Annotated in this window: 29 protein-coding genes, 1 tRNA gene and 1 pseudogene; 21 read left to right on the top strand and 10 right to left on the bottom strand. The window is 64.3% G+C overall.

The window, feature by feature from the left end:
* Nucleotides 1-174 (bottom strand): annotated as a pseudogene (locus JHD73_RS12330) (GntR family transcriptional regulator); the annotation flags it as partial.
* On the bottom strand, nt 167-1507 hold the full coding sequence (locus JHD73_RS12325) for a C4-dicarboxylate transporter DctA (RefSeq protein WP_199030563.1): 1341 nt from the start codon (nt 1505-1507) through the stop codon (nt 167-169). The gene JHD73_RS12325 and the pseudogene JHD73_RS12330, both read right to left, overlap by 8 nt.
* Nucleotides 1508-1840: 333 nt before the next feature.
* Here JHD73_RS12325 and alc point away from each other — a divergent pair, with 333 nt between their 5' ends.
* The 4 genes from alc to arsC all read left to right on the top strand — a co-directional run bounded on the left by alc (nt 1841) and on the right by arsC (nt 5265).
* On the top strand, nt 1841-2851 hold the full coding sequence (alc, locus tag JHD73_RS12320; protein ID WP_199030562.1) for an allantoicase: 1011 nt from the start codon (nt 1841-1843) through the stop codon (nt 2849-2851).
* Entirely contained in the window at nt 2848-3387 is a 540-nt protein-coding gene (locus JHD73_RS12315; RefSeq protein WP_199030561.1) for an ureidoglycolate lyase, read from the top strand. Before alc ends, JHD73_RS12315 begins: the two co-directional genes overlap by 4 nt.
* Nucleotides 3388-3481: 94 nt before the next feature.
* A complete protein-coding gene (locus JHD73_RS12310) occupies nt 3482-4756 on the top strand; it encodes a M20/M25/M40 family metallo-hydrolase (protein ID WP_199030560.1) in 1275 nt (424 codons plus the stop codon).
* 158 nt (nt 4757-4914) lie between these two features.
* Nucleotides 4915-5265: an arsenate reductase (glutaredoxin) gene (gene arsC / locus JHD73_RS12305; RefSeq protein ID WP_199030559.1), complete on the top strand. Its 351-nt coding sequence runs from the start codon at nt 4915-4917 to the stop codon at nt 5263-5265.
* Nucleotides 5266-5393: 128 nt separating this feature from the next.
* Here arsC and JHD73_RS12300 read toward each other — a convergent pair whose 3' ends face one another.
* The 3 genes from JHD73_RS12300 to JHD73_RS12290 form a co-directional block, all read right to left on the bottom strand.
* The gene (locus JHD73_RS12300; protein WP_199030558.1) at nt 5394-5657 is read right to left on the bottom strand and encodes a hypothetical protein; all 264 of its coding nucleotides are present in this window, start codon (nt 5655-5657) and stop codon (nt 5394-5396) included.
* A gap of 275 nt (nt 5658-5932) precedes the next feature.
* Nucleotides 5933-6640 carry an exonuclease gene (locus JHD73_RS12295; protein WP_199030557.1) on the bottom strand — a complete coding sequence of 236 codons (708 nt, stop codon included), beginning with the start codon at nt 6638-6640 and terminating at the stop codon, nt 5933-5935.
* Entirely contained in the window at nt 6637-7293 is a 657-nt protein-coding gene (locus JHD73_RS12290; protein WP_199030556.1) for an MBL fold metallo-hydrolase, read from the bottom strand. The genes JHD73_RS12295 and JHD73_RS12290 overlap by 4 nt, the downstream gene beginning before the upstream one ends.
* A 201-nt stretch (nt 7294-7494) precedes the next feature.
* Between JHD73_RS12290 and JHD73_RS12285 the strand changes: the two genes are divergently transcribed.
* Nucleotides 7495-8217: a septal ring lytic transglycosylase RlpA family protein gene (locus JHD73_RS12285; protein ID WP_199030555.1), complete on the top strand. Its 723-nt coding sequence runs from the start codon at nt 7495-7497 to the stop codon at nt 8215-8217.
* Here JHD73_RS12285 and rsmI read toward each other — a convergent pair.
* Nucleotides 8214-9116, bottom strand: coding sequence for a 16S rRNA (cytidine(1402)-2'-O)-methyltransferase (gene rsmI, locus JHD73_RS12280; RefSeq protein WP_199030554.1), 903 nt, complete (start codon nt 9114-9116; stop codon nt 8214-8216). The two genes, JHD73_RS12285 and rsmI, sit on opposite strands and share 4 nt — an antisense overlap.
* Before the next feature lie 35 nt (nt 9117-9151).
* Between rsmI and JHD73_RS12275 the strand changes: the two genes are divergently transcribed.
* From JHD73_RS12275 to JHD73_RS12205, 15 genes are all read left to right on the top strand, one after another.
* Nucleotides 9152-9544, top strand: coding sequence for a YraN family protein (locus JHD73_RS12275; protein WP_199030553.1), 393 nt, complete (start codon nt 9152-9154; stop codon nt 9542-9544).
* A gap of 37 nt (nt 9545-9581) precedes the next feature.
* Nucleotides 9582-10376: a BON domain-containing protein gene (locus tag JHD73_RS12270; RefSeq protein WP_199030552.1), complete on the top strand. Its 795-nt coding sequence runs from the start codon at nt 9582-9584 to the stop codon at nt 10374-10376.
* A 121-nt stretch (nt 10377-10497) separates the two neighbouring features.
* Entirely contained in the window at nt 10498-10836 is a 339-nt protein-coding gene (locus tag JHD73_RS12265; RefSeq protein ID WP_199030551.1) for a c-type cytochrome, read from the top strand.
* On the top strand, nt 10833-12125 hold the full coding sequence (locus JHD73_RS12260) for an NAD(P)/FAD-dependent oxidoreductase (protein ID WP_199030550.1): 1293 nt from the start codon (nt 10833-10835) through the stop codon (nt 12123-12125). Before JHD73_RS12265 ends, JHD73_RS12260 begins: the two co-directional genes overlap by 4 nt.
* Nucleotides 12126-12392: 267 nt before the next feature.
* Nucleotides 12393-13280 (top strand): EamA family transporter, encoded by an 888-nt coding sequence (locus JHD73_RS12255; protein ID WP_199030549.1) that lies wholly within the window; start codon nt 12393-12395, stop codon nt 13278-13280.
* A 167-nt stretch (nt 13281-13447) separates the two neighbouring features.
* Complete coding sequence (locus JHD73_RS12250; RefSeq protein ID WP_199030548.1) at nt 13448-13795, top strand: c-type cytochrome; 348 nt, start codon at nt 13448-13450, stop codon at nt 13793-13795.
* 14 nt (nt 13796-13809) lie between these two features.
* Entirely contained in the window at nt 13810-14280 is a 471-nt protein-coding gene (soxY, locus tag JHD73_RS12245; protein ID WP_199030547.1) for a thiosulfate oxidation carrier protein SoxY, read from the top strand.
* 36 nt (nt 14281-14316) lie between these two features.
* Nucleotides 14317-14628 (top strand): thiosulfate oxidation carrier complex protein SoxZ, encoded by a 312-nt coding sequence (gene soxZ, locus JHD73_RS12240; protein ID WP_199030546.1) that lies wholly within the window; start codon nt 14317-14319, stop codon nt 14626-14628.
* A 33-nt stretch (nt 14629-14661) separates the two neighbouring features.
* The gene (locus tag JHD73_RS12235) at nt 14662-15117 is read left to right on the top strand and encodes a DsrE family protein (protein ID WP_199030545.1); all 456 of its coding nucleotides are present in this window, start codon (nt 14662-14664) and stop codon (nt 15115-15117) included.
* 19 nt (nt 15118-15136) lie between these two features.
* On the top strand, nt 15137-15967 hold the full coding sequence (gene soxA, locus JHD73_RS12230; RefSeq protein ID WP_199030544.1) for a sulfur oxidation c-type cytochrome SoxA: 831 nt from the start codon (nt 15137-15139) through the stop codon (nt 15965-15967).
* Nucleotides 15964-16611 (top strand): sulfur oxidation c-type cytochrome SoxX, encoded by a 648-nt coding sequence (soxX, locus tag JHD73_RS12225; protein ID WP_199030543.1) that lies wholly within the window; start codon nt 15964-15966, stop codon nt 16609-16611. The genes soxA and soxX overlap by 4 nt, the downstream gene beginning before the upstream one ends.
* An 8-nt stretch (nt 16612-16619) precedes the next feature.
* The gene (locus tag JHD73_RS12220; protein ID WP_199030542.1) at nt 16620-17129 is read left to right on the top strand and encodes a TlpA disulfide reductase family protein; all 510 of its coding nucleotides are present in this window, start codon (nt 16620-16622) and stop codon (nt 17127-17129) included.
* Entirely contained in the window at nt 17126-18865 is a 1740-nt protein-coding gene (soxB, locus tag JHD73_RS12215) for a thiosulfohydrolase SoxB (RefSeq protein WP_199030541.1), read from the top strand. The genes JHD73_RS12220 and soxB overlap by 4 nt, the downstream gene beginning before the upstream one ends.
* 36 nt (nt 18866-18901) lie before the next feature.
* Nucleotides 18902-18974 (top strand) — tRNA-Ala (locus tag JHD73_RS12210).
* A 229-nt stretch (nt 18975-19203) separates the two neighbouring features.
* Nucleotides 19204-19473, top strand: coding sequence for a hypothetical protein (locus tag JHD73_RS12205; RefSeq protein WP_199030540.1), 270 nt, complete (start codon nt 19204-19206; stop codon nt 19471-19473).
* Nucleotides 19474-19591: 118 nt separating this feature from the next.
* Here the strand turns inward: JHD73_RS12205 and JHD73_RS12200 are convergent, their stop codons facing one another.
* The 3 genes from JHD73_RS12200 to JHD73_RS12190 form a co-directional block, all read right to left on the bottom strand.
* On the bottom strand, nt 19592-20296 hold the full coding sequence (locus tag JHD73_RS12200) for an NAD(P)-dependent oxidoreductase (protein ID WP_199030539.1): 705 nt from the start codon (nt 20294-20296) through the stop codon (nt 19592-19594).
* A 22-nt stretch (nt 20297-20318) separates the two neighbouring features.
* Nucleotides 20319-20618, bottom strand: coding sequence for a 2Fe-2S iron-sulfur cluster-binding protein (locus JHD73_RS12195; protein WP_199030538.1), 300 nt, complete (start codon nt 20616-20618; stop codon nt 20319-20321).
* Between the two features lie 351 nt (nt 20619-20969).
* Nucleotides 20970-21368 (bottom strand): cupin domain-containing protein, encoded by a 399-nt coding sequence (locus tag JHD73_RS12190; protein WP_199030537.1) that lies wholly within the window; start codon nt 21366-21368, stop codon nt 20970-20972.
* Nucleotides 21369-22202: 834 nt separating this feature from the next.
* Between JHD73_RS12190 and JHD73_RS12185 the strand changes: the two genes are divergently transcribed.
* A complete protein-coding gene (locus JHD73_RS12185; RefSeq protein WP_199030536.1) occupies nt 22203-22463 on the top strand; it encodes a hypothetical protein in 261 nt (86 codons plus the stop codon).
* 15 nt (nt 22464-22478) lie between these two features.
* Here the strand turns inward: JHD73_RS12185 and JHD73_RS12180 are convergent, their stop codons facing one another.
* Nucleotides 22479-23339: a transglutaminase family protein gene (locus JHD73_RS12180; protein WP_199030535.1), complete on the bottom strand. Its 861-nt coding sequence runs from the start codon at nt 23337-23339 to the stop codon at nt 22479-22481.
* Between the last annotated feature and the right edge of the window lie 32 nt (nt 23340-23371).

Below are 23371 nucleotides of genomic sequence, written 5' to 3'. Positions count from 1 at the left end.
GCCGTAGACCTTCGCCAGCGCTTCTTCGCGCAGCTTGGTGCCGGGCGGCAGCCGGTGCGCGACGATCGCCTGGGCGATGTCGTCGGCAATGCCTTCGGAGGAGATGTCGGCGGCGGTGGTTTCGGTCATGGCGCCGATTTTACCGCCGTCCGACGGGACACCGACATCAGGCATGCGGCACGGAGTGCGCTGCGGCCGCAGGTGCGGCATGGCCGTGCGCAATCGCCTCGCCTTCTTCGGTAATGTCGATCTTGCCGTCCAGCACCGCGTTGGCGCGCACGCGGTCGATATCCTTCTCCCACGCGGCAATCACCACCGTGGCCACGCAGTTGCCGATCAGGTTGCCCAGCGCACGGGCAATGCCAATGAACCAGTCGACGGAGAGCACCAGCACCAGCCCAATCGCCGGGATGGCAGGAATGACCGACAGCGTGGCCGCCAGGATCACGATAGCCGAACCCGGGATACCGTGCGCGCCCTTGGACGTCACCAGCGCCACCGCCAGGATCAGCAGCAGGTCATGCATGGACAGCGGCGTGTTGGTGGCCTGGGCGATAAACACCGCGGCCAGCGTCAGGTAGATCGAGAACGCATCAAGGTTGAACGAGTAGCCGGTCGGGATGACCAGCCCCACCACCGAGCGCTTGATGCCCATCTTCTCCAGCTTGTTCATGATGGACGGCAGCACCGCATCGGACGACGCCGTGCCCAGCACCACCAGCAGCTCGGCGCGCAGGAAGCGGATCAGCTTGAAGATGTTGAAGCCCGCCAGGCGCAGGATGGTGCCCAGTACCACCACCACGAAGATCGCCACGGCCGCATAGAACAGCAGCACCAGGAAGCCCAACTGCTTGAGCGAGCCGGCACCGTACTTGCCCACGGTAAAGGCCACCGCGCCCAGCACGCCCAGCGGCGCCAGGCGGATGATCACCGCCATCATGCGGAACAGCACGTGCGAGAGCTGATCGATGAGCGAGACGAGCGGTTTGGTGCGCTCACCCAGCAGTGACAACGAGCAGCCGAAGAGGATCGACACCAACAGCACCTGCAGGATGTCGCCCTTCACAAAGCCGCTGACGAACGTATCCGGAATCAGCTTGAGGAAGAAGGCGGCTACGCCGGTCGACTCCACCTGCTTGGCCGTCGTCATGTACGACGCCATGGCTGCCGGGTCGAGCGTCTTCGGGTCCACATTCATGCCGTGCCCCGGCCCGAACAGGTAGGCCAGCGCAATGCCCAGCGCCAGCGCAATCGTCGTCACCACCTCGAAGTAGATGACGGCCTTGCCGCCCACGCGCCCAACCTTCTTCAGCTCGCCGGCGCCGCAGATCCCCACCACCACCACCGAGAACACGATTGGCGCGATCAGCATCTTGATGAGCTTCAGAAAGCCGTCGCCGAGCGGCTGCAGCTTCTGTGCAAATTCAGGCGCCCAGACGCCCAGCGCAATACCGATTGCTAGGGCAATCAAAACCTGCCCGAACAACGGGCGCGTAAAGCGTTGCATGGTGAATCCTCCTTTGGATTTCGGGTGTTTCAAGCCTTGCGGATCGTCTATCGCGATTGTCGTCACGGCTTTGTTTTGCTCATCGCATCGCAGCAAATTGTTGTCGCGAATTGTTGGGCGGTGACGGCATCATAGGCGATCCAATTTTTGTATGCAATTTTTGAATTCACATGCTAGCATCGGTTCATGCAGTCCCGCGAACCCTTGTGGTTCCGCCATCTACGCTGCACTTCCGGTGTTCCCATCGCCACAGTTTCGAGTGTTCTTACTCGCCGTTTTTGTCCGATGGGCCTGCCGTATAACATCCAGAGACAAACACCAAGGAGTTTCCTCATGGCGCTGCCTACGCTCGATCCCAACGCCCCCGATTTCACCCGCCGCTATCCGAACCTGGCTGATCCGCGCCTGGGTGCCGTGGCCACGTTCGCCACCGACGAGTTCTTCGCACCGAAGGACCGCATGCTCAACCCCGAGCCGGCCGTCTTCATCCCGGGCAAGTACGATGACCACGGCAAGTGGATGGACGGCTGGGAAACGCGCCGTCGCCGCAACGGTGGCTATGACCACTGCATCGTCAAGCTGGCCCGCCCGGGCGTTGTGAAGGGTGTGGATATCGACACCAGCCACTTCACGGGCAATTTCCCGCCGGCGGCGTCCATCGAGGCCGCCTACCTGCCGGACGGCGAGCCGACCGACGCCACCCAGTGGACCGAGATCGTTCCGTCGACCACGCTGCAGGGCAACAGCCACGCCTACGTGGCCGTGACCAACGCGCAAGCCTTCACGCACCTGCGTGTGAACATCTTCCCGGACGGCGGTATCGCGCGCTTGCGCGTGTATGGCCAGCCGCAAGTCGACTGGAAGGGCGCCGACCGCACCAAGCTGTTCGACCTGGCCGCCATGGAAAATGGCGCCTATGTGGTCGAAGCCAACAACGAACACTTCGGGCCGGCTTCGCGCATGCTGATGCCGGGCCGCGGCGTGAACATGGGCGACGGCTGGGAAACGCGCCGCCGCCGCGAGCCGGGCAACGACTGGTGCGTGATCGCACTGGCCAACCCGGGCCGCATCCGCAAGATCGAAGTCGACACCGCGCACTTCAAGGGCAACTTTGCTGATCGCGTTTCCATCCAGGCAGCACGCGTGGTGGGCGGCACCGACAGCTCGCTGAAGACGCAAGCCATGTTCTGGCAAACGCTGCTGCCCGAGCAAAAGCTGCAGATGGATCTGCAGCACTACTACGAAGCGGAAATCGCCGACCTGGGTATCGTCACCCACGTGCGTTTCAACATGTTCCCGGACGGTGGCGTGTCGCGTCTGCGTCTGTGGGGGGTACTGGAATGAGCCAAGACACCGCCGCAGTTGCCAACCCTCGCATTGCGCTGACCATCGAGCCGCTCACACGCGAAGCCTTCGCGCCGTTCGGCGATGTGATCGAACTGGAAGGGGCCAAGCAGTTCCCCATCAACCAGGGCACGACCACGCGCTTTCATGACCTCGCCAATGTGGATGTGGGCGAGGGCGGCCGGGCGCTGATCAGCCTGTTCCGTGGCCAGCCGCGTACACTGCCGTTCGAGGTGAAGATGCTGGAGCGCCACCCGCGTGGCAGCCAGGCCTTCATTCCGCAGAACGACAAGCCTTACCTGGTGGTCGTGGCGCCAGCTGGCGAGCTGGATCCGAGCAAGCTGCGCGCCTTCGTGTCGCATGGCTGGCAGGGCGTGAACTACGCACGCGGCGTGTGGCATCACCCGCTGCTGGCCCTGGGCGAGGTGAGCGATTTCCTCGTCATCGACCGTGGTGGCGAAGGCCACAACTGTGACGAACAGGACCTGCCCGAATCGGTGTGGTTGACTGCCGAGGCGATGCAGGCCGCGCAGTAAGCTTCTCTTTTATCGGTGCCAATGCTGGGCCCCCGCACGACGGGGGCTCAGTCACTTTCAATCCCCGTCCAACCACAACAAGGGAGACATCGACATGACTCAGGCCCAACTCACCAACCCAGGCATCGATGCGGACATCCGCGCGTTTGTCGAGGCCGCGCATCCGCAGCAGATCGCGTTTCTGCGCGAGCTGGTGAAGGTGCCGTCGGACAACCCGTCCGGCGACTGCGCCCCGCACGCAGCGCGCGCCAAGGCGTTGCTGGAGGCACTGGGCCTGACGGTCGAGGCGCATGCCGTGCCGGAGGCGCAGGCGCGTGCTGTCGGCATGGTCAGCGCCACCAATCTGATCGTGCGTCACACGTTCGGCAGCGGGGGCCCGACCATCGCCATGAATGCGCACGGCGATGTGGTCCCGCCGGGCCTGGGCTGGACGCATGACCCGTACGGCGGCGAGATCGTCGAAACCGAACACGGCCCCACGATGTTCGGCCGCGGTGTTGCAGTTTCCAAATCGGATTTCGCGACCTACACGTGGGCACTGCTCGCGCTGATCGATGCAGAGAAGCGCGGCGCCAAGCTCAACGGCACAGTGGAACTGCATTTCACCTACGACGAAGAAACCGGCGGCGACATCGGCCCGAAGTGGCTGCTGGACCAAGGCCTGAGCAAGCCCGACTACGCCATCTCGGCCGGGTTTGCGTATGGCATCACCTCGGCGCACAACGGCTGCCTGCACGTGCAGGTAACGGTGCGCGGCAAGCAGGCGCACGCCGCCATGCCACACACCGGCGTTGACGCCATCGAGGCCGCCACGCACATCCTGCAAGCCGTGTATGCCTATCGCGCGGAACTGGCGATGCGCAAATCGAGCGTCTCTGGCATTGATCATGCGACGCTGAATGTCGGTTTGATCCAGGGTGGCATCAACACCAACGTGGTGCCGGATCTGGTGACGTTCCGTATCGACCGTCGGATGATTCCCGAAGAGGCCGGGCGTGATGCGGAAGGCGAGTTGCGTGCCGTGATTGAGCATGCTGCAGCTGAGCGGCCGGGGATCGAGGTTTCGGTAGAGCGCATCTTGCTGGCTGCACCGCTGGCTGAGTTGCCGGGCGTGCAGACGCTGATTGGGGCGTTGCGCCGCAACGCCCTGACGGTATTTGGTGGCGATGTGCCGGTGCATGGCGTGCCGCTGTACACCGACGCGCGCCACTACACGGCGCATGGCGTGCCGACGGTTCTGTATGGCGCAGGCCCGCGTACGTTGATGGAAGCACGCGGGCACAACACGGACGAGAACCTGCGGTTGCATGATCTGCGGGGCGCAACCGTCGTTGTCGGTTGTGCTGTGGCGGAGTTGCTGGGCGGTTGATGGCCGCTGTTTGATGTTGTGCCCTGGGGCCGGCTTTGTCGGCCCTTTGCTTTTTTTGTGTGGCCCCGCTGAGAAGCCCCCCTTAACGAGAGGCGAAATCCGCGCCACCCGCAAGCCATTAAGATGGCACCCATCAGTCACAAGCCCGCCATCTCGACATGCAGATCTACCACAACCCGCGCTGCTCCAAATCCCGCACCGCCCTCGAACAGGCCCAAGCCTTCGCAGAGAAAAAGGGCGAACAGCTTGAAGTCATCGAATACCTGAACACCCCACCCACGTTGGCTGACCTCAGGAAGCTGGCAACGCAGCTCAACACGCCCCTGCGCAGCCTCGTCCGCGAAAACGAAGACGAGTACGCTCAGTTGAACCTGGCCGATGCCTCGGACGACGCCCTGCTCAAGGCTATCGAGGCCCACCCGAAGCTGCTGCAGCGCCCCGTGCTGGTCCGCAATGACCGCGCCACCATTGGCCGCACACCTGAAGCGCTCGACGCGTTCCTGAAGTAAATCGAAATCCGTGTGCCCACAAAGTTGAACGGCCTGCCGATTTCCATCGGACAGGCCGTTCAGGGGTGGCCGTATCGCCTTGCGCGAGGGCCGGGGCTGCGTCCGTCAAGACGCGCAAGGGCTCCGGATCATTCCAGGCCCATCCATCGGGCCATTTCTGACCCGAATCCGATTGCCAGCAGGGCAACCAACACCACTGCCAGCGCCACTGCGGTGGAGACCGCCGTGACCTTCATGATCTCCGCGTCGTCACTCTCGTCGCCGCGGGCACGATGCAGATGCGTGCGAGCGCTCAGCGGGATTGCCTTGGCGGATGCTTTGCGATGCCAGTGCAAGCGCTCCGTCATCGCTCGCAAGTGTTGCGTGTCAAACGCGTCACGGGAAAATCGCATCGCGGCACCTCCCGTCGTTAGCTGACAAGCCGACGCCGGCACGCACCGGCGTCGGGGGTACGTGCGGCCCGAAAACGATACGACAAGCAAATGGCGTATGCGAGTGGCTTTGCTTGTCGGCGCCGGGTGGCGCAGTCGTCTGGTCGCCTCGCACAAGCCCAGCGTAGACGCGGGTTTGCGGCGCCGCAAGTTGCGCTGCGGCATGGTGCGTGCATCACGCGGGCAAGATGCAAACGGACTGCGGCTCTTCGCGAAATGCGTGACGCCTTCGGCGCTCAGTCTTGCGCGCTGTGCAGGGCAGTTTGTATTGCCGCGTGCTCGGCTTCTCGCACACGCAGCTCGGCCAGCATGTTGCAGAAGAGGGCGCCTTGCTCCTTCGCATCATCCAGTGCGATATGCGTGTGGGGCAGCGGATCGTGCCAGTGCCCGGGGAAGGCCGCCTTGACGTTGCGCCGGTACGGCAGGCCTGTGAGTGCAAAGGCCAGCGTCTTGATGTCGAGCGCCGCCCAGCCGAACGGCGAGCGACCTGCAAATCGCATCATGTACCAGAACATGTATGTGAAATCGAACCCTGCCGGAAACGCTACGAACACCGGCTTGCCGGGCAGGCTCTCGACCCACTCCACGTAGCGCGGCAGGGCCACTTCGGGCGCCTCCAGGTTACGGCGGCAGGCGGCCCACGCTTCAGGCTGGGTTTGCCACCATTGCATCTGGACCGGGTGCCCTTGTGCGCCGGGCAGCGTTTCGAGATTCGCCTCGAAGGTACCGATGAGTGTCTTGTCGGCCAGGTATGCCGCGCTCGCAAAGCTCAGCATCGAATGCGGCCCGGGGATGGGCCCATCGGCTTCAATGTCGGTGCTGACGTAAATTTCGGGCCGCGTGTCGGGTGCCTGGTTGCCGCGTTTGCGTCGTGGTTTGTCTGCGGGCGCAGCGGGCGTGGTGTCGGCGAAGATGTCTTCGCTGTCGTTGGTGTCGTCGCTCATGATGTGCCTTCGTTGGCAAACAGGCGATCGGCAACGTACGGGTTGGTCGCTCGTTCATCGCCAAAGGTGGAAACCGGTCCGTGGCCCGGCACAAAGGTGACGTCGTCGCCCAGCGGCCAAAGTTTGGTGCGGATCGCGTGGATCAGGTCTGCATGGTTGCCGCGCGGGAAATCCGTGCGGCCGATCGAGCCCGCAAACAGCACATCACCGACGATGGCGATGCGGTCTTGCACGCTGAAGAACACCACGTGGCCAGGCGTGTGCCCCGGGCAATGGAAGACCTGCAGCGTGCGGCCGGCGGCTTCCACGGTGTCGCCATCGTCAAGCCAACGGTCAGGCACGAATGCCTTGGCGGGCGGAAAGCCGAAGCGCTGGCTCTGCATTGGGAGCTGGTCGATCCAGAAGGCCTCGTCTTTGTGCGGGCCCTCGATGGGCACGCCGAGTTGCGTGCGCAGGGCATCGGCGGCGGCACAGTGGTCGACATGGCCGTGTGTGAGCAGGATCTTTTCGATGCGTGCGCCATGCTGCTGGGCGGCTGCCAGGATGCGTTCGATATCGCCGCCCGGGTCGGTGACGGCAGCAGCACCATCGTCGCCAATCAGCAGCGTGCAGTTCTGTTCAAACGGCGTAACGGGGACGACAACGACTTTCATGTGGTTTTTTGCGCACTTTCGCGCCAAAGATAGACGAGGCAATTGTAACGGCCCAAGCCCGCGTCGGCATTGGGTTGGCGGGGTGTTCTGTTACATCCGGCGGAAAATATTACAAAGTTCATGCAAGATGCCTGCATGATGTGACCGTTTTAATAGGAAATGTAAATAATCGGGGAGGGCGTGCGTGTTAGACTCGCGCCCATGCTCAAGCTTTCCCCCTTGTTTTCCAGCCTTCCGGCCGGCCGCACGCTGCGTGCCTGGCTGACGCACGGCACTGCTTTGCTGGTGCTGGCGGGCTGTGCTGCCGTACCGGGTGAGCCGCCGCTCAACGCCAGCGCCGACAAGCCCGCAGCACCTGCATTGAAGGTGCCGGACGTGCGTGACAACCCGGATGCCTGGGGTGCGCTGTCGTTCCGTGGCGTACCGGATTCCAGCAGCCTGAAACTCGACGAGAACGCCAATACCGAACCGGGTCTGCGCGCAGACCTCGGCACGTTCGAGCAGCGCGGCGTCGCCTCGTGGTATGGCCGCGGTTTCCACGGCCGCCGCACAGCCAGTGGCGAGCGCTTTGACATGAATGCCTTCACGGTCGCGCATCCGTCGCTGCCGCTGCAAAGCTGGGTGCTGGTACGCAACCTCTCCAATGATCGCGTGGTGGTGGCCAAGGTGACAGACCGTGGCCCTTACCATGGCAAGCGTGTCCTCGACGTGTCGTACGCCGCGGCCAAGCGCTTGGATTTCGTCAAGCGTGGTTCAACGCAGGTCGAGATCCGCCGCCTCTCGCGTGCGGAAGTCGAAGCGCTGCGCCCGGAACTTACGCAAACCGACCTCGCCAGCAATGACGGCGACGCCGACGTCGGCGCCGACGAGCCGGCACCGCCGAAGAAAAAGGCGACCAAGCGCCGCGCGAAGGCGCGTCGTTAATCCTTCCCGTCGTTTTTCAACGCCAGTGCGCTCTGATACAGCGCATCGACCGGCGCGCCCGTAATCGCCCCGGCCAGCTTGGCGGCGCGTTTTGCGGGCAGTTCGGCCAGCAACAGGCGCAGCACCTGGTCTGCGGCCATTGCCGTCGGCGCCGCATCCTGCGCGCCCGCGCCTTCCACCACCAGAACGAATTCGCCCTTGCCGTGCGCGGCATCGGCGGCCAGCCAGGCGGGTGCTTCGGCTGCTGGCAACATGATGATCTGCTCGAACAGCTTGGTCAGTTCGCGGCCGATGAGGAGGCGACGCGCGGGCAGATGTTCGGCCAGCGCGGCGAGCGTGGCATCGATGCGATGCGGCGCCTCGTACAGAACCCACGCCGGCCCATGTGCCGCCCATTGGCGGATGGCTGCATCGCGTTGCCCGGCCTTGGGGGGCAGGAAACCAACGAAGGTGAATTGCCCACCCGACGTGTCGAGCAGCTCCCCCGCGGCGGACAGCGCCGTCACCACCGCGCTCGCCCCCGGCAGCGGAATCACGCGCAGCCCAGCCGCGCGCACGGCCTCGACGATGCGTGAGCCGGGGTCGGATACGCCTGGCGTGCCGGCATCGGACACATAGGCGATGCGCTCACCTTGGGCCAGACGCGCGACGATGCGTGCTGCGGCCTCGCGCTCGTTGTGCTCGTGCGCTGCCAGCATCGGCCGCGACAGCCCCAGCCGATTGAGCAACTGCCCGGTGTTGCGCGTGTCCTCGCAGGCCACCGCATCGACCATGCCGAGCACATACCGCGCCCGCAGCGACACGTCGGCGGCGTTCCCGATGGGGGTGGCCACCACATATAATGCGCCGGCGGGATAGTGCTGGTCGTGCGCCAGCAGGGTCCAGTCAGGATCACTCACGAGAACTTCTCTTAGTCAGTTGCTTCAAACTGCAAATGCACGCGCCGCAGCCCGTTCCTGTGTCACACGACAACGCTACAACCGGCGAGGCCGGTGAAGACCGCGCGTTGCGCTATCTGCAGGCGCGCGGTTTGTCGGTGGTCACCCGCAATTATCGCTGCAAGGGCGGCGAGATTGATCTGGTGATGCGTGATGCGGCCGGCGCGCTGGTGTTTGTCGAGGTGCGGGCCCGTTTGGCGCGGTCCACGCAGCGCCTTGGCGGTGCGGCTGCGAGCGTGACACCCGCCAAGCAGCGCCGCCTGATCGCCGCGGCCGAAGATTTTCTCGCACGGCAGGCCGATGATGTGCCTGCCTGCCGTTTTGACGTCATCGCCATCGACGCCGCACGCATCGAATGGATGCGCGATGCCTTTGGCGCTGACACGTAAACCTCGCTCTTCTTTCCGGACTCTCTTCAAGGACAGCATGAAACTCTCGTCGCCTACGTTTGCCAGCGCCCGCCGCATTGTCGTGCTGGCCGCCCTGGCCGGTGTCACCGCCACGCAGTTGACCGCCTGCTTCCCGCTGTTTGCCGGTGCTGTGGCCGGTGGCGTGGCGTTTGCCACCGACCGCCGCCCGACCGCCACCCAGACCATTGACCGTGGCTTGCAGATGGAAGCCGAGAACACGCTGATCGCGCGCTACGACGGCCGTGCCCACGTGAACGTGACGGTCTACAACCGCAAGGTGCTGCTGACCGGTGAAGCCGGTACCGAAGCGACCAAGCAGGAGATCGGCCAGTACGCGCAGAAGCTGGAGAACGCACGTGAGGTCGTCAACGAGCTCGTGGTGACGCCGGAGTCGAGCACCTTTGGGTCGCGCACCAACGATACCTACATCACGACCAAGGTGAAGAGCGTGCTGGCCGGCACGGAAGGCGTGCCCTGGAATTCCATCAAGGTGACCACCGAAGCCCAGACCGTCTTCCTGCTGGGCGTGGTGACCGAGGCTGAAGGCAACAAGGCCACCGAGGCTGTGCGCACCGTGGGCGGCGTCAACAAGGTCGTGAAGGTGTTCGACTACGTGACCGAAGACGAACGCAAGCGCCTGGACACGAACGCATCGTCGAACAACCCGCAGGTCGCGCCGGGCACGCCGGCGCCGGTGCAGGGCACGCCGACGGCAACGCAGGCACCCGCGCCCGTCACGTCGGCTTCACCCGGCGTGACGGTGTCGCCCACCAATTCGCCGGCACTGCCGCCGGGCAAGCAACTGCCCTGAGGCCAATCGGCACATCGCAAAGAACGCAGCCATCGCGCTGCGTTTTTTGTTGTCCGCGCACACGGCACATGGCAAGGCGGGCGTGTTAGCGTATGACGCTTCCGTGACTTCGCAGCCCCCCATGCCCGTCGTCCACCGACTTGCTGTCGCCGCTTCGCTTGCGGCGCTGTCCTCGGCCCAGGCGGCCGATCGCCCACCCACCAACGCGCAGGCCCGCACCTGGGCCGCCTCATGCGCGAGCTGCCATCACGCGGATACCGCGCCCGGCGCCAAGTCGACCGCACAGACGCTGCCCTCGCTGGCCGGCCGCTCACAGGCTGAACTGATCGACACGCTGCAGGCGTTGCGCAACGGCACACGTCCGTCCACGGTCATGGGCCAGCTCGTGCGTGGTTATGACGATGCGCAGATCACCGCGATTGCCGGCTGGTTGTCGCGTCAACCGCAGGAGGCGCCATGAGCCAGACCCTGCGTGAGGATCGGCGCGCCGTACTGCGGGCGCTTGGGGCGACAGCCTTGGTCGGCCCGCTGGCCGCATGCGCTTCGCTCTCTGGCACGCGCAATGCGCGCGTCGTGGTGGTTGGTGGCGGCTACGGCGGTGCGACGGCGGCGAAGTATGTCCGCGTGTTCTCCGGCAACCATGTCGACGTGACATTGGTCGAGCCGAATGCCGCGTTCGTGTCGTGCCCACTGTCGAACCTCGTACTGTCGGGTGACCGCGATCTTGCCTCGATCACCGTGCCGTACGACGCGCTGGTCGAGCGCCACGGCGTGCGCTGGGTGCGCGATCGCGCCTCGGCCATCGACATTGGCGCGAAGCAGGTGCGCCTGGGTGGCGGTGGCACGCTTGAGTACGACCGGTTGATCCTCTCGCCGGGCATCGACTTCGTGCCAGGGGCGATTCCCGGTCTGGCCAACGCGGCCACTGCCGCACAGGCACCGCACGCGTGGAAGGCGGGCACGCAGACGCTCGCGCTGCGTCACCGGCTGGAGGCGATGCCCAACGGCGGCACGGTGGCGATCAGCATTCCACTGGCGCCGTACCGCTGCCCGCCCGCGCCGTACGAGCGCGCCTGCCTGATCGCCAACTGGCTGCAGCGCGCCAAGCCCGATTCACGCGTGCTGATCCTCGATGCCAATGACGACGTGACCTCCAAGGGCACGCTGTTCAAGCGCGTGTGGGCGGAACGTTATCCACAGCACATCGAATATCGCCCGCAATACAACGCGGTCGACATCGACGCTACGGGCCGCGTGCTCAAGTTCGACGTGCAGGACGACGTGCAGGCAGATGTGGTCAACCTCATTGCGCCGCAGCGCGCCGGAGCCATTGCCGTGCAAGCAGAGCTGGCGACCGCCAACGGGCGCTGGTGCGAAGTCGATTTCCTGTCGTTCGAATCGAAGGTGGCGCCGGGTGTACATGTGATTGGCGACGCCATCCAGACCGCACCGCTGATGCCCAAATCCGGGCACATGGCCAACCAGCACGGCAAGGTGGCCGCCGCCGCCGTGGTAGCGATGCTCGCCGGGCACGCGCCCGATGCATCACCGCTGTACGCCAACACCTGCTACAGCTTCATCACCCCCGACGAGGCGATGCATGTGGCAACCGTGCACCGCTATGACCCGGCCGAGCGCACCATGGTGACGGTGCAAGGCGCGGGCGGGCTGTCGGATGGCCCCTCCGTAGCGGAGGGCAAACTGGCCCAGGGCTGGAGCCGGGCGATCTGGTCGGACATGCTCGGCTAGTCCGCTGAATCATTGAAATGGGAGGTGAAGGACATGTCATGCGGGAAGCAGCGCTAGGCGCAAAGCGCAGCAATAGCGAGCTATTGCGAGCATTTGCAACGACGCGATGCGCCCGCATGGCATGGCAGGCACCGACCAATTTCAGTGATTCAGTGGACTAGGCACAAACAATGCGCAAGATTGTGCAAGTCGCGTAGGCGGCCGGCGCCTACAGTGCGTCATATGGCCGCGCGGGCGGCCGCTGACCGTCTGAGCATTCCGATCATCATGTCTCCCAAGGATCTGCTGCTGGCCCTGACCGTTGTGCTGGTGTGGGGCGTCAACTTTGTCGTCATCAAGGTGGGTCTGCATGGCGTGCCGCCCATGCTGCTGGGTGCGCTGCGCTTTGCGCTGGTCGCATTCCCAGCCGTGCTGTTCGTGCCGCGCCCGAAGATTGCGCTCAAATGGCTGCTCGCTTACGGCGCAACCATCAGCTTTGGGCAGTTCGCTTTCTTGTTCTCGGCCATGTATGTGGGCATGCCGGCGGGGCTGGCCTCGCTGGTGCTGCAGTCGCAGGCATTCTTTACGCTGACGATCGCCGCGTTCGTGCTGCGCGAGCCGATCCGCTGGTTTCACCTGGCCGGCATGGCTGTTGCCGCGTGCGGGTTGGCGATTATCGGCATGGCCGGCGGTGCCGTGGCGACCGGTATGACCACTGTCGGCTTCCTGCTGACGCTGTGTGCGGCATTCTCGTGGGCCAGCGGCAACATCGTCACCAAGCGCATCGGTAAGGTGAACGTGGTGAGCCTGGTGATCTGGGGCGCGGTGATCCCGCCCATTCCGTTCCTGCTGCTGTCGTACTGGATGGAAGGACCGGAGCAGATTGTCCACAGCCTGACGAACATCGGCTGGTCGAGCATTGGCGCGATCGTCTACCTGGCCTTTGGTGCCACCATCTTCGGCTACAGCCTGTGGAGCCGCCTGCTGGGCCGATACGCGGCCAGCCAGGTTGCACCGCTCACGCTGCTGGTGCCGGTGGTCGGGCTGATCTCGGCCGCCGTGCTGCTGGGCGAGCGGCTGGTGCCGGCGCAATGGCTGGGCGGCGCGGTGGTCATGGCAGGCCTGCTGCTCAACGTATTCGGCGGCCGACTGGCTGCGCGGCGGGCGATGGCCTGAGCGTCGACTCCCTGCCGAACAGGCGCCCGGGCCGTAAGGTTCCGGGCGCTTTGCTTTTGGGGCGACGTCGGTTTTGGCCCACTTCGGGCACAATATCGGGTCCATTCTGGCCATTGCGACCATTGGCCCGCACACGCATGCGGGCAGCCCCACCCTCTGGAGACCACATGAAGTTCGCCCCCACGCTCGCCGCTGCTGCGGTGCTGGCCGGCCTGGCGCTGTCCGCCGCGCCTGCGCTGGCTGCCGTCGATGCTGCCCGCGCGCAGTCCATCGCCAACCAGAACGCCTGCATGGGCTGCCACGCGGTGGACCGCAAGCTCGTTGGCCCGGCCTACAAGGATGTCGCCGCCAAGTACAAGGGCGATGCCGGGGCCGAAGCCAAGCTCATCAAGAAGGTGCGCGAGGGCGGCATGGGCAACTGGGGCCAGATCCCGATGCCGGCCAACCCGAAGATCGCCGACGCCGATCTGAAGACCGTGATTGACTGGGTGCTCGCGGGCGCCCCGGCCAAGTGAGCGAGGACAGGGCAATGACCGATTCTGTGAACCTCTCCCGCCGAGATGTGCTGCGCGCGGGTGCCATGATGGCGCTGCTCGTATCCGCCGGCCTCGCCACCCCGGCGCAGGCCGCCGAGTGGAACAAGACCGCCTTCAGCATCAAGGGCGTCAACGATGTGCTCAAGCAACTGGGCGGTGGCGCTGTCGACAAGGGCGGTGCTGGCATCCAGCTCACCGCGCCGGACATCGCCGAGAACGGCGCCGTGGTGCCGCTGGTGGTGACCAGCACGCTGCCGGGCACGGACCTGATTGCCATCCTGGTGGAAAAGAACCCGAACACGCTGGCCGCCACGTTTGCGATTCCGGCGGGCACAGATCCGTTCGTGAGCACGCGCGTGAAGATGGGCGAGACCTCGATGGTCTACGCAGCCGTGCGCGCGGGCGGCAAATGGGTGCTTGCGAGCAAGGAAGTGAAGGTCACCCTCGGTGGCTGCGGCGGTTGAACAGCAGGATCGCAAGATAAGGACAGGGAGCACACCATGGCAGACCCGATGCGCATTCGCGCAATGGAAAACGGCGGCACGACCGACGTGAAGATCTTGATGAAGCACGATATGGAAACCGGCCAGCGCAAGGACGCGTCCGGCAAGATCGTGCCGGCTTGGCACATCACCAACGTGACGGTGCAGCACAACGGCAAGACGGTGCTGGACGGGCAGTTTGGCCCGGCTGTGTCGAAGGACCCGTTCCTCAATTTCAAGTTCAAGGGCGGCGCCAAGGGCGACAAGGTGACAGTCACCTGGGTCGACAACCACGGCGACAAGCGCACCGACGAGGCGTCGATCCAATAAGCGCCATCCAATAACGCTTTTCAGGAGGCTGCCATGCGACGCAGTTTCTTCCGTGTGACCGCTGCGCTGGCAGCGCTGGGCGTGGCTGGCAAGGCCGCCGCGCAGACCGCACCACGTGCCGGCGGCGCCGGTGCCCGCTACAAAGTGGTGTACCAACTGAGCGAGGGGCTCGACCAGGCCATGCGCGCGATCGGCAACCTGCGCAACCACCTCAACGGCGCGCCCGGCACGAAGATCGTGGTGGTGGCGCTGGGGCATGGCATCGAATTCCTCGTCGAAGGGGCCAAGGATGCGCAGGGTCGTCCGTTTGACGCGCCTGTGGCCGCGCTGGCCAGCATGGGTGTGGAGTTTCGCGTGTGCCACAACTCGCTGATGGCCTTCAAGGTGCCGGAAGACAAGCTGCTGCTCGAAGCCAAGGTGGTGCCCGCCGGTGTGGTGGAGATCACCCGCTTGCAGCAAGAAGAAGGTTTCGCCTATATCAAACCGTAGGCGACCCACGGAGGGGACGGTGAAACGTACCAAACGAATCGTCGCGCTGGCCGCGGCGCTGGCGGCCGGCATTGCCCTGGTGGCACATGCGCAGGACGCAAAGGACCAGAAGGACAGCGCCGCTGCCGGCATCGCGCAGTACCGCGAGATGTTGGCCGACGGCAACCCGGCCGAACTCTGGGAAGCCGCTGGCGAAGAACTCTGGAAGAAGCCCGCTGGCCCCAAACAGGCATCGCTCGAAGCGTGTGACCTAGGCCTTGGCCCCGGCGTGGTCAAGGGTGCCTACGCCAAGCTGCCGCGCCTCTTCAAGGACACCGGCCGCGTGATGGATGCCGAACAGCGCCTCATGTATTGCCGCATGACGCTGCAGGGGCTGACGAAAGAGGAGGCTTCGGCCCGCCCGTTCTCATCGCCGGGCAAGTCGTCGGACATCGAGCGGCTGATGGCGTACATCACCTCGGAATCGCGCGGCGCGGCCATCGACATTCCGCTCGCCCATCCGGAAGAAAAGCGCGTGTACGAACTCGGCCGCCGCATGTTCTTCTATCGCGGGGGCGCGTATGACTTTGCCTGTGCCACCTGCCACGCCCAGCCGGGTTTGCGCATCCGCCTGCAGGAGCTGCCCGATCTGCTGACGGCGGAGGGTGCGCGCTTTGCGTATTCCACATGGCCCGGCTATCGCGTCTCGCAAGGCGAGGTGCGCACGATGCAGCACCGCCTGTACGACTGCCTGCGCCAGCAGCGCTTTCCAGAACCGCTCTATGGCAGCGAGGTCATCACCGCGCTGGAGCTGTTCCTCGCCCGCAATGCCAACGGCGGCAAGATGGACGCGCCGTCGATCAAACGATGAGGCTGCATATGATCCGAACGACCTTCATCGCATTGGCACTCGTTACCGGCACCGCACACGCTGCGGATGCCATTACGCCGCCCAAACCGGATGCCAAGGCCGACGCCGCACTCGCCAAGGTCATCCACGAAAGCTTTGTCTCCAAGGGCCCGGCCACTGTGGAAGGCGTGATCGAGCGCGACGACGTGCAGAAGATCTGCAGCCAGTTCGCTGACCGCAACGCCGTACCCGCTGCCGTCGCCAAGAAATTGGAAGACGCGCAGACGAAGACCATCCACTACCCCGCTGACAACAAGTGGCTGGGTGACTGGAAGGAAGGCGAGAAGACCGCGCAGAGCGGCCGCGGAATGCAGTTCTCCGACCCGGCCGGCACAGTCAACGGGGCCAACTGCTATGCGTGCCACCGCCTGTCGAAAGACGAAGTGTCGTACGGCACCATCGGCCCGTCGCTGTATCAATACGGCAAGCTGCGCGGCGATTCGGAAGCGATCCTGCGCTACACGTGGGGCAAGATCTACAACTCCAACGCGTATGCGGCGTGCTCCAACATGCCGCGCTTCGGGCACAAAGGCATCCTCACTGAGCAGCAGATCCGCGATGTGATGGCGCTGTTGTTTGATCCGGCCTCGCCGGTCAATCAGTAGGACCCATCATGCGCACGGTTCGACGGTTCATGGTGTGGCTGGCAGTGGCGATGGCGTTTGCCGCCAGCACTGCACAAGCCGTCGAAGTGGGTGATGTGGTGACGATGCCCGACGTGCAATTGCTCGACGGCACGCGTGTGTCGGGCAACGCATGGCGCGGGCATCCGGTCATCATCGCCACGTGGGCGTCGTGGTGCCCGTTCTGCGCGCTGCAGAACCCACGCCTGCAGAAGCTCTACGACGCCACGCGCGGCGCGGACCTGCGCATCCTCACCATCAGCATCGACGCCAACCCGCAGCTCGCGAAAGACTACGTCGCCAAGCGCGGCTTCACCTTTCCGGTAACGATGGAAACCGACGCGCTGTGCGCCGCCACCGGCCCGCGCAAGGGCTTGCCGGAGCTGCTCGTGCTCGACGCCAACGGCCGCGTGGTGCGCAAGGAAGTCGGCGAGATGCTCGAAGACGACGTAGCCGACCTCGCACAGTACGCCCACCCGGCGCACAACAACAAAAAATGAACCGCCGCGAATTCGTTCAAGCCCTGGCGATAGCCGCAGCCGCCGGCTTGCGCCTGACCGACGCCCACGCCGCGAATGTCGACGCTGAGGTTGCCTACGACCTACCGCGCTTCGGCAACGTCCACCTGCTGCACTTCACCGACTGCCACGCGCAGTTGCTGCCCATTGAGTACCGCGAGCCCAACATGAACCTGGGCGTGGCGCAATGGGCCGGGCAGCCGCCGCATCTGATCGGGCACGCGCTGCTCAAGCATTACGGCATTACGCCCGGCACACGGGCTGCGCACGCCTTCACCTCGCTCGATTTCACCGAAGCCGCACGCCGCTATGGCCGCATGGGCGGCTTCGCGCATCTGGCCACGCTCATCAAACGCTTGCGCGCCACGCGCCCGAATGCGCTGCTGCTCGACGGCGGCGACACGTGGCAGGGCTCGGCCACATCGCTGTGGACCAACGGTCAGGACATGGTCGATGCGGCCCTCGCGCTTGGCGTGGACGTCATGACCCCGCACTGGGAAATGACCTACGGCGCCGATCGCGTGCGCCACGTGGTCGATCACGACTTCAAGAACAAAGTCGCCTTCGTCGCGCAGAACATCCAGACCGCCGACTTCGGCGATCCGGTGTTCGATCCGTACGTGTTGCGCGAGCTGAACGGCGTGCCGGTCGCCATCATCGGCCAGGCGTTCCCCTACACGCCGATTGCACATCCGGCCGATTTCACGCCCGATTGGACCTTCGGCATTCAGGAAGAACGGCTGCAGAAGATGATTGACGAGGCGCGCAGCAAGGGCGCCAAGGTGGTCGTCCTGCTGTCGCACAACGGCATGGATGTCGACTTAAAGCTCGCCTCGCGCGTGCGTGGGTTGGATGCGATCCTCGGTGGCCACACGCACGATGCGGTGCCGGCGCCGGTCAAGGTCAGCAACCCTGGCGGCGTGACGCTGGTCACCAACGCGGGCGCCAACGGCAAGTTTGTCGGTGTGCTCGATCTGGATGTGCGTGGCGGTGCGGTGCAGGGCGTCCGCTACACGCTGTTGCCCGTCTTCGCTGATCTGCTGCCGCCCGATCCGGCCATGTCAGCGCTCATCGAGCGCGTGCGTGCGCCGTACAAGAACAAGCTGGGTGAGACGCTCGCCGTCAACCGCGGCCTGCTGTACCGGCGCGGCAACTTCAACGGCACGTTCGACCAGCTCATCGTCGACGGCCTGATGCACGCGCAGGGCGCGGAGATTGCCTTCTCGCCCGGCTTCCGCTGGGGCACCACGCTACTGCCCGGCGAAGCGCTGACGATGGAAGCACTGATGGCTCAGACCGCCATTACGTACCCGGCCACCACGCTCACCGAGATGACGGGCGCCACTATCAAGACCGTGCTTGAAGACGTGGCCGACAACCTGTTCAACCCCGACCCGTACTACCAGCAAGGCGGCGACATGGTGCGCACCGGCGGCCTGCGCTACACCATCGACCCGATGAAGCCGATGGGCCAGCGTATTACCGACATGCGCCTGGGAGACAAGCCCATCGACGCCGACCGCCGCTACAAGGTGGCCGGCTGGGCCGCCGTGTCACCCGAAGCGCGCAAGGCCGGCGGCCGCCCGGTGTGGGATGTGCTGGCCGACTGGCTGCGCGACCAACGTGAAGTGAGCGCACGGCCCCTGAATACGCCGCGCATCGTCGGTATGGAGAACAACCCGGGGATGGAGTCGGGGGGCGGGTTGACCCGCGATTGAAGGCGCCCCGAAATTTCGAGTAGACTGATTTTTCACGGGCCGATAGCTCAGCTGGGAGAGCGCCGCGTTCGCAATGCGGAGGTCGGGAGTTCGATCCTCCTTCGGTCCACACTTCCCTGAAGCCCAACGGTTCTCCTGACCCAGAGAGCAAAGAACGGGGCCCGACGAAGAAATGCTCTTCGCCGGACCGTGCAATCGCTCTCAAGAAAGGGCTTCCTATACCGTCACGCGGAACACTGCCACCCCACGGCGCAGCTCGTCCGCCTGCTCCTCCAATGCCTCCGCGGCAGCGGCGGCTTGGCGACACGACGTGCATTTGACAGTGCGCTGGAGACCGAATGGCGACGCGCCAACCGGTATCAACAGCCGCTTGCTGTGCGGTTGGGCGTCTGCCGGTCTCGGACTGTGCAGCACTCAATGGCATCCTGCTCGTGCTGAAGACAAGGATGCGTTACAACGGGGCTGAATGTCTTGCCGCAGACATCAGCGACGAACTCGAGGCATCGGTCGGCCACTCTCTCACGTTCCTGATTGGCGACGATCTGAATTTGAGTCTTAATGTGGAAGAGCCCGCAGTCAGTGAAAGCCGGTCGCCGGTAACGAGGTGAACGAGGCGGTTCTCGCGTGTCAACTCGGGACCGGAGAAACTAACGGCGCTACGCGCGTTGCTGGATGGCACGGAAAACCTGACACCCCCGGCGGCCCGCGTTCGCTCCGAACGCGAGATCAGTTTCGCTGCCGCGACACCTTCGGCGCCTGGCGTACGAACGCGTTCGCCGCCGCTTCTTCGAGCATCCATCTTCCCATTGCGTCATACGACACCGGCATCAGGCTGTTGTTGCGTGTGCCGTTCGCGTCTACCGACGCGGCCGGGCGTTCGTCCTTGCCGCGCGCATTGACGGCCGCGCGCACGAGCGTCCAGCGCAGCGACGCGAACGCGCCGTTGCCGAGCGCGTCGACGACGGCCTGCAATTCGGCCGCGCCTCGGCCGATCCGGCCGGGTACGTGCGAAAAGAACCGGATCGCGCGACTCGGCGGTTCGCCCGGCGGCGCTGTCAGCAGCGTATTGACCACGACGATGCGGTCGACATCCGCTGCACGCATCGACGCGTTTACCGTGTCCATATTCGCGGAAAGCCGCGAGGATGGATCGTCGCTCGTCGGCGTGACGCCGAGCGCGGTGAGCACCGCGTCGGTGCCGGCGAATGCATCGGTGAGCGCAGCGCGGTCCGCGAGCGAACGGACGACGGCGACGCGGCAGCCGGCCGGCACGTCGGCGATCCGCTCGGGCCTGGAACGGACGATGGCGGTGAAACGGATGCCCTCGGCGCGGCAGATGCGCAGGATGGCTTGGCCGAGGCCGCCCGCTGCGCCGATCACCGCGACATGACGCGGGAGGAGGGGCGGCGGGCTGGCGGGTGGATTCGTCATGAGCGTAATGGAGGCTGCGGACTTATGCCACGGTCGCATCGGGCACGTCGACGATGACGTCCGACGTCGCGATCGCGACGCACGGCAGCGTGTAGCCTTTGGCTTTTTCCTCGCGGCTCAGGCCCGGCCATTCGATCGTGTAGCGGACGGTGCCGCTGACGATCCGGCAGAGGCAGCTTCGGCAGGTGCCGTTGCGGCACGAGCGCGGCAGCGACACACCAGCGAAGCCACCGGCTTCGAGCAGTGTCAGCGATTCCGGCGCGTCGAAGCTGACGCCGAGCGGTTCGACGCGGACGCGGTGGGATGGATCGGTTTCAGTCATGCGGCGGGCAAAGGCCGACGGGCGGGTGACAACGCGAAGCGGCAAGGATAACTGAAACGGCGAGTGCGTCAGGCAGCATCTGTGCCCATCGAAATAGCCCAAGCAGATGTAGCTATTTCAGCTGCAATCGTAGCCGGTGTTGTGCGACAAGCTCTCGCTCCCTTCCTCTTCAGCCACTACCGGCGCCGCGTGCCGGATTTACTCCTGCTGCGGCCGGATAAGGAGTTTCAGGTCCGTGAAATCGCGCGTCTGACTGGCAGGGCGGGGGGCACGCTGCACAATAGCCCCTCAATTTTTGTTGTTCTGTGAGCGCAGCCTCTTGCCGAGGCACCACTGTTTCGGCATCCGTGCTCATATGCCCACGATCACCTGCCGATTTTGTTCGCAGATGCGCCGCACTGCCTCGATATCGTGGGGCGTCGGCAGCGCAGCCATCGCGCGAAAGAATGCGTCATGACCTGCCGGCGCGGATATCAGCAGCATGCGCGCGTCCACGTCTGCCTGATTGTTGAAGCCGTGTACGTCGCCGCGCGCGACCGTAACCACTGCTCCCGGGGATACGTTCTGAACGGTCAGGCCGATCTGGAATTCGAGCAAGCCCTCCAGCACGACAAAGGTCTTGTCCTCGTCCAGTGAGCGATGCGCAGGTGCACCTCCGCGTGTTCCGATTCGCATTTCCATCACAGTGTATGGAGCGTCGATACCGCCCGTGTCTGTGTCGGCCGTTCCGGCGATAACGCGGGTCTGCATTCACCCACCGCTGCAGGACGCCACTCTGCAGGGTCTCTACCTCGTCCACCCATCGCGTGGCGACATGAGCGCCAGAGCGCATGCTTTCGCGCAACACCTTGGCGATACGCTGGAACGAATCGCGATCGCAGCGCAACGCCCCTGCTGAGGACGGGGTGGGGCGACAACCCGGAACTTGCAGCCCTAATCAATAAGCCACAGCGCGCCTTGAGTGAGTTGAATGACCGCTTTCGGCGAGCTTGAAGGTCAGCTTCGGGGTCGAGAGCTGCCATCGACCGGTTGAATCCGCAGCCAGGAGCCGCCGTTAGCCAACCTAACAGCCGCGATTGCCGGGTACCAAAACGGATGGGAGTTACTTATGCTGATTTGGGCGCCAACACGGAAGTCCCTTGACGGTCGGGGCTCGGGCCCAGGCACGACCAAGAAGATCGAGATTGAACCACTTAGTGACGGAAGCTTCCTCATGATGCGGTACGAATCAGCAGAAGCGCCTTTTCCGACATCAGGTGTTTGAGGGCGACATACGAACCGAAAACTGCGGTGCTCGGAGGCCCATGGAGCAACCGCGCGGGCCGATGCCCCAGATCTGCAGGACCGAGACTCGAATGCCGTGCGCACTGGGTCGCGATGCGTGGTCTGCCCGCAGCCATCGGCGCTCAGAGCCCAATCCGCAGAATCAGAATCGCTGAACCGCTCGGCCTGCAAGTTGCTCCACGTTGATCGTGTCTCGACACAACAGAACCCTCGTGGCTTATATCGTAAAAGTCATTGCGGCCAAAAATTCTGGACCCTACTCTTGCACATGCGATCGCGACCAGCAACGGGAGTAGCGCGATGACTCGTACGACCAAGTACCGTGGTTACGAAATTCACATGGAGCTTGTAGGCGCATCCGAGGGCATGTTTGATTTATGGTTTTGTATCGAAGGCCCGGTACAGTCGCCCGGCGTCGCAGCCATTGGTAAACGCATCAAAGTCCACGGCGGCCCCTTTTCTCGACGTTGGGCGCACCTGATTGGCGAGTTGGCTGGGCGAGCGGCGATCGATGTGATCCTTGGTGTTGAAGAGACGCCGCCTGCAACAGATGAGTGGTGAGCTACGATCGCCCCCTCACCATGTGCTGATCCCCTGTGCCGTGTCGATTGGCATGCTGAATCCTGGCGCATCGCATGCAATGGCCTGAATTTCCACCAGCGGTCGCGATGGTTTGACATTGCCGAAGACCATGGAAATGGGGACATCCGCTGCGTCACGCCCCGTACCGATTCGCAGTAGCCCCATGGGCATTGACGCATTCGATGGGTCGACCAAATTCCATCGATGCCCCAGAAACACTTCTACAAACGCGTGAAAATCCGGTGGACCCATCAGCGGATCAGCACCGTAGTCGAGGCTACTCGAAAAGCGCGCCGGAATACTCAGTGCGCGGCACAGGGCGATCATGAGGTGTGCGTAGTCCCGGCACACACCTTTGCGCTCAACGAGCGTGCTCACAGCAGACGTGCACTCGTTTGTAGAGTGAGGGGAAAATCGCACGTAGCCGCAGACCCAGTCCCGAATCGTGATGACAAGCGGGTACCCACGTTGATAACCACCGAACTCCCGCAGCGCAAATTCCATGAGGCGATCCGATTCGCAATAGCGACTGGGGGCCAGGTATGTGATGACATCCAGCGGGAGATCTGCGATGGGGACTTCGAACAACTGCTCAGGGGGTGTCAGCAGATGGTCGATGTTGACGGTTGCAGCGTAGCTGACAGAGAAGTGCCCCCTGGGCGCCCGCACACGCAGGCGTCGATTGAGCAGCGTGGGTTCCGTGTGGGGCTCAACTGGCAACGCCGGGGTCAACTGCAATGACTCGGTGATGACCGCCTGGCGCGCTGTTTGTGCGGCGTGGAAATTGAAGATGAAGTCGGCGGTCGGGTCACGCACCTCATAAGTCAAACCGACCGCATAGCGCATGCGGACCATACGACCTCCTGCTGCCTGTCTCCAGCATCGCT

It is taken from the genome of Ralstonia sp. ASV6 (genome assembly GCF_016429285.1).
Classification (GTDB): Bacteria; Pseudomonadota; Gammaproteobacteria; order Burkholderiales; family Burkholderiaceae; genus Ralstonia; species Ralstonia flaminis.
This window is presented reverse-complemented; position numbering and strand designations above follow the sequence as displayed.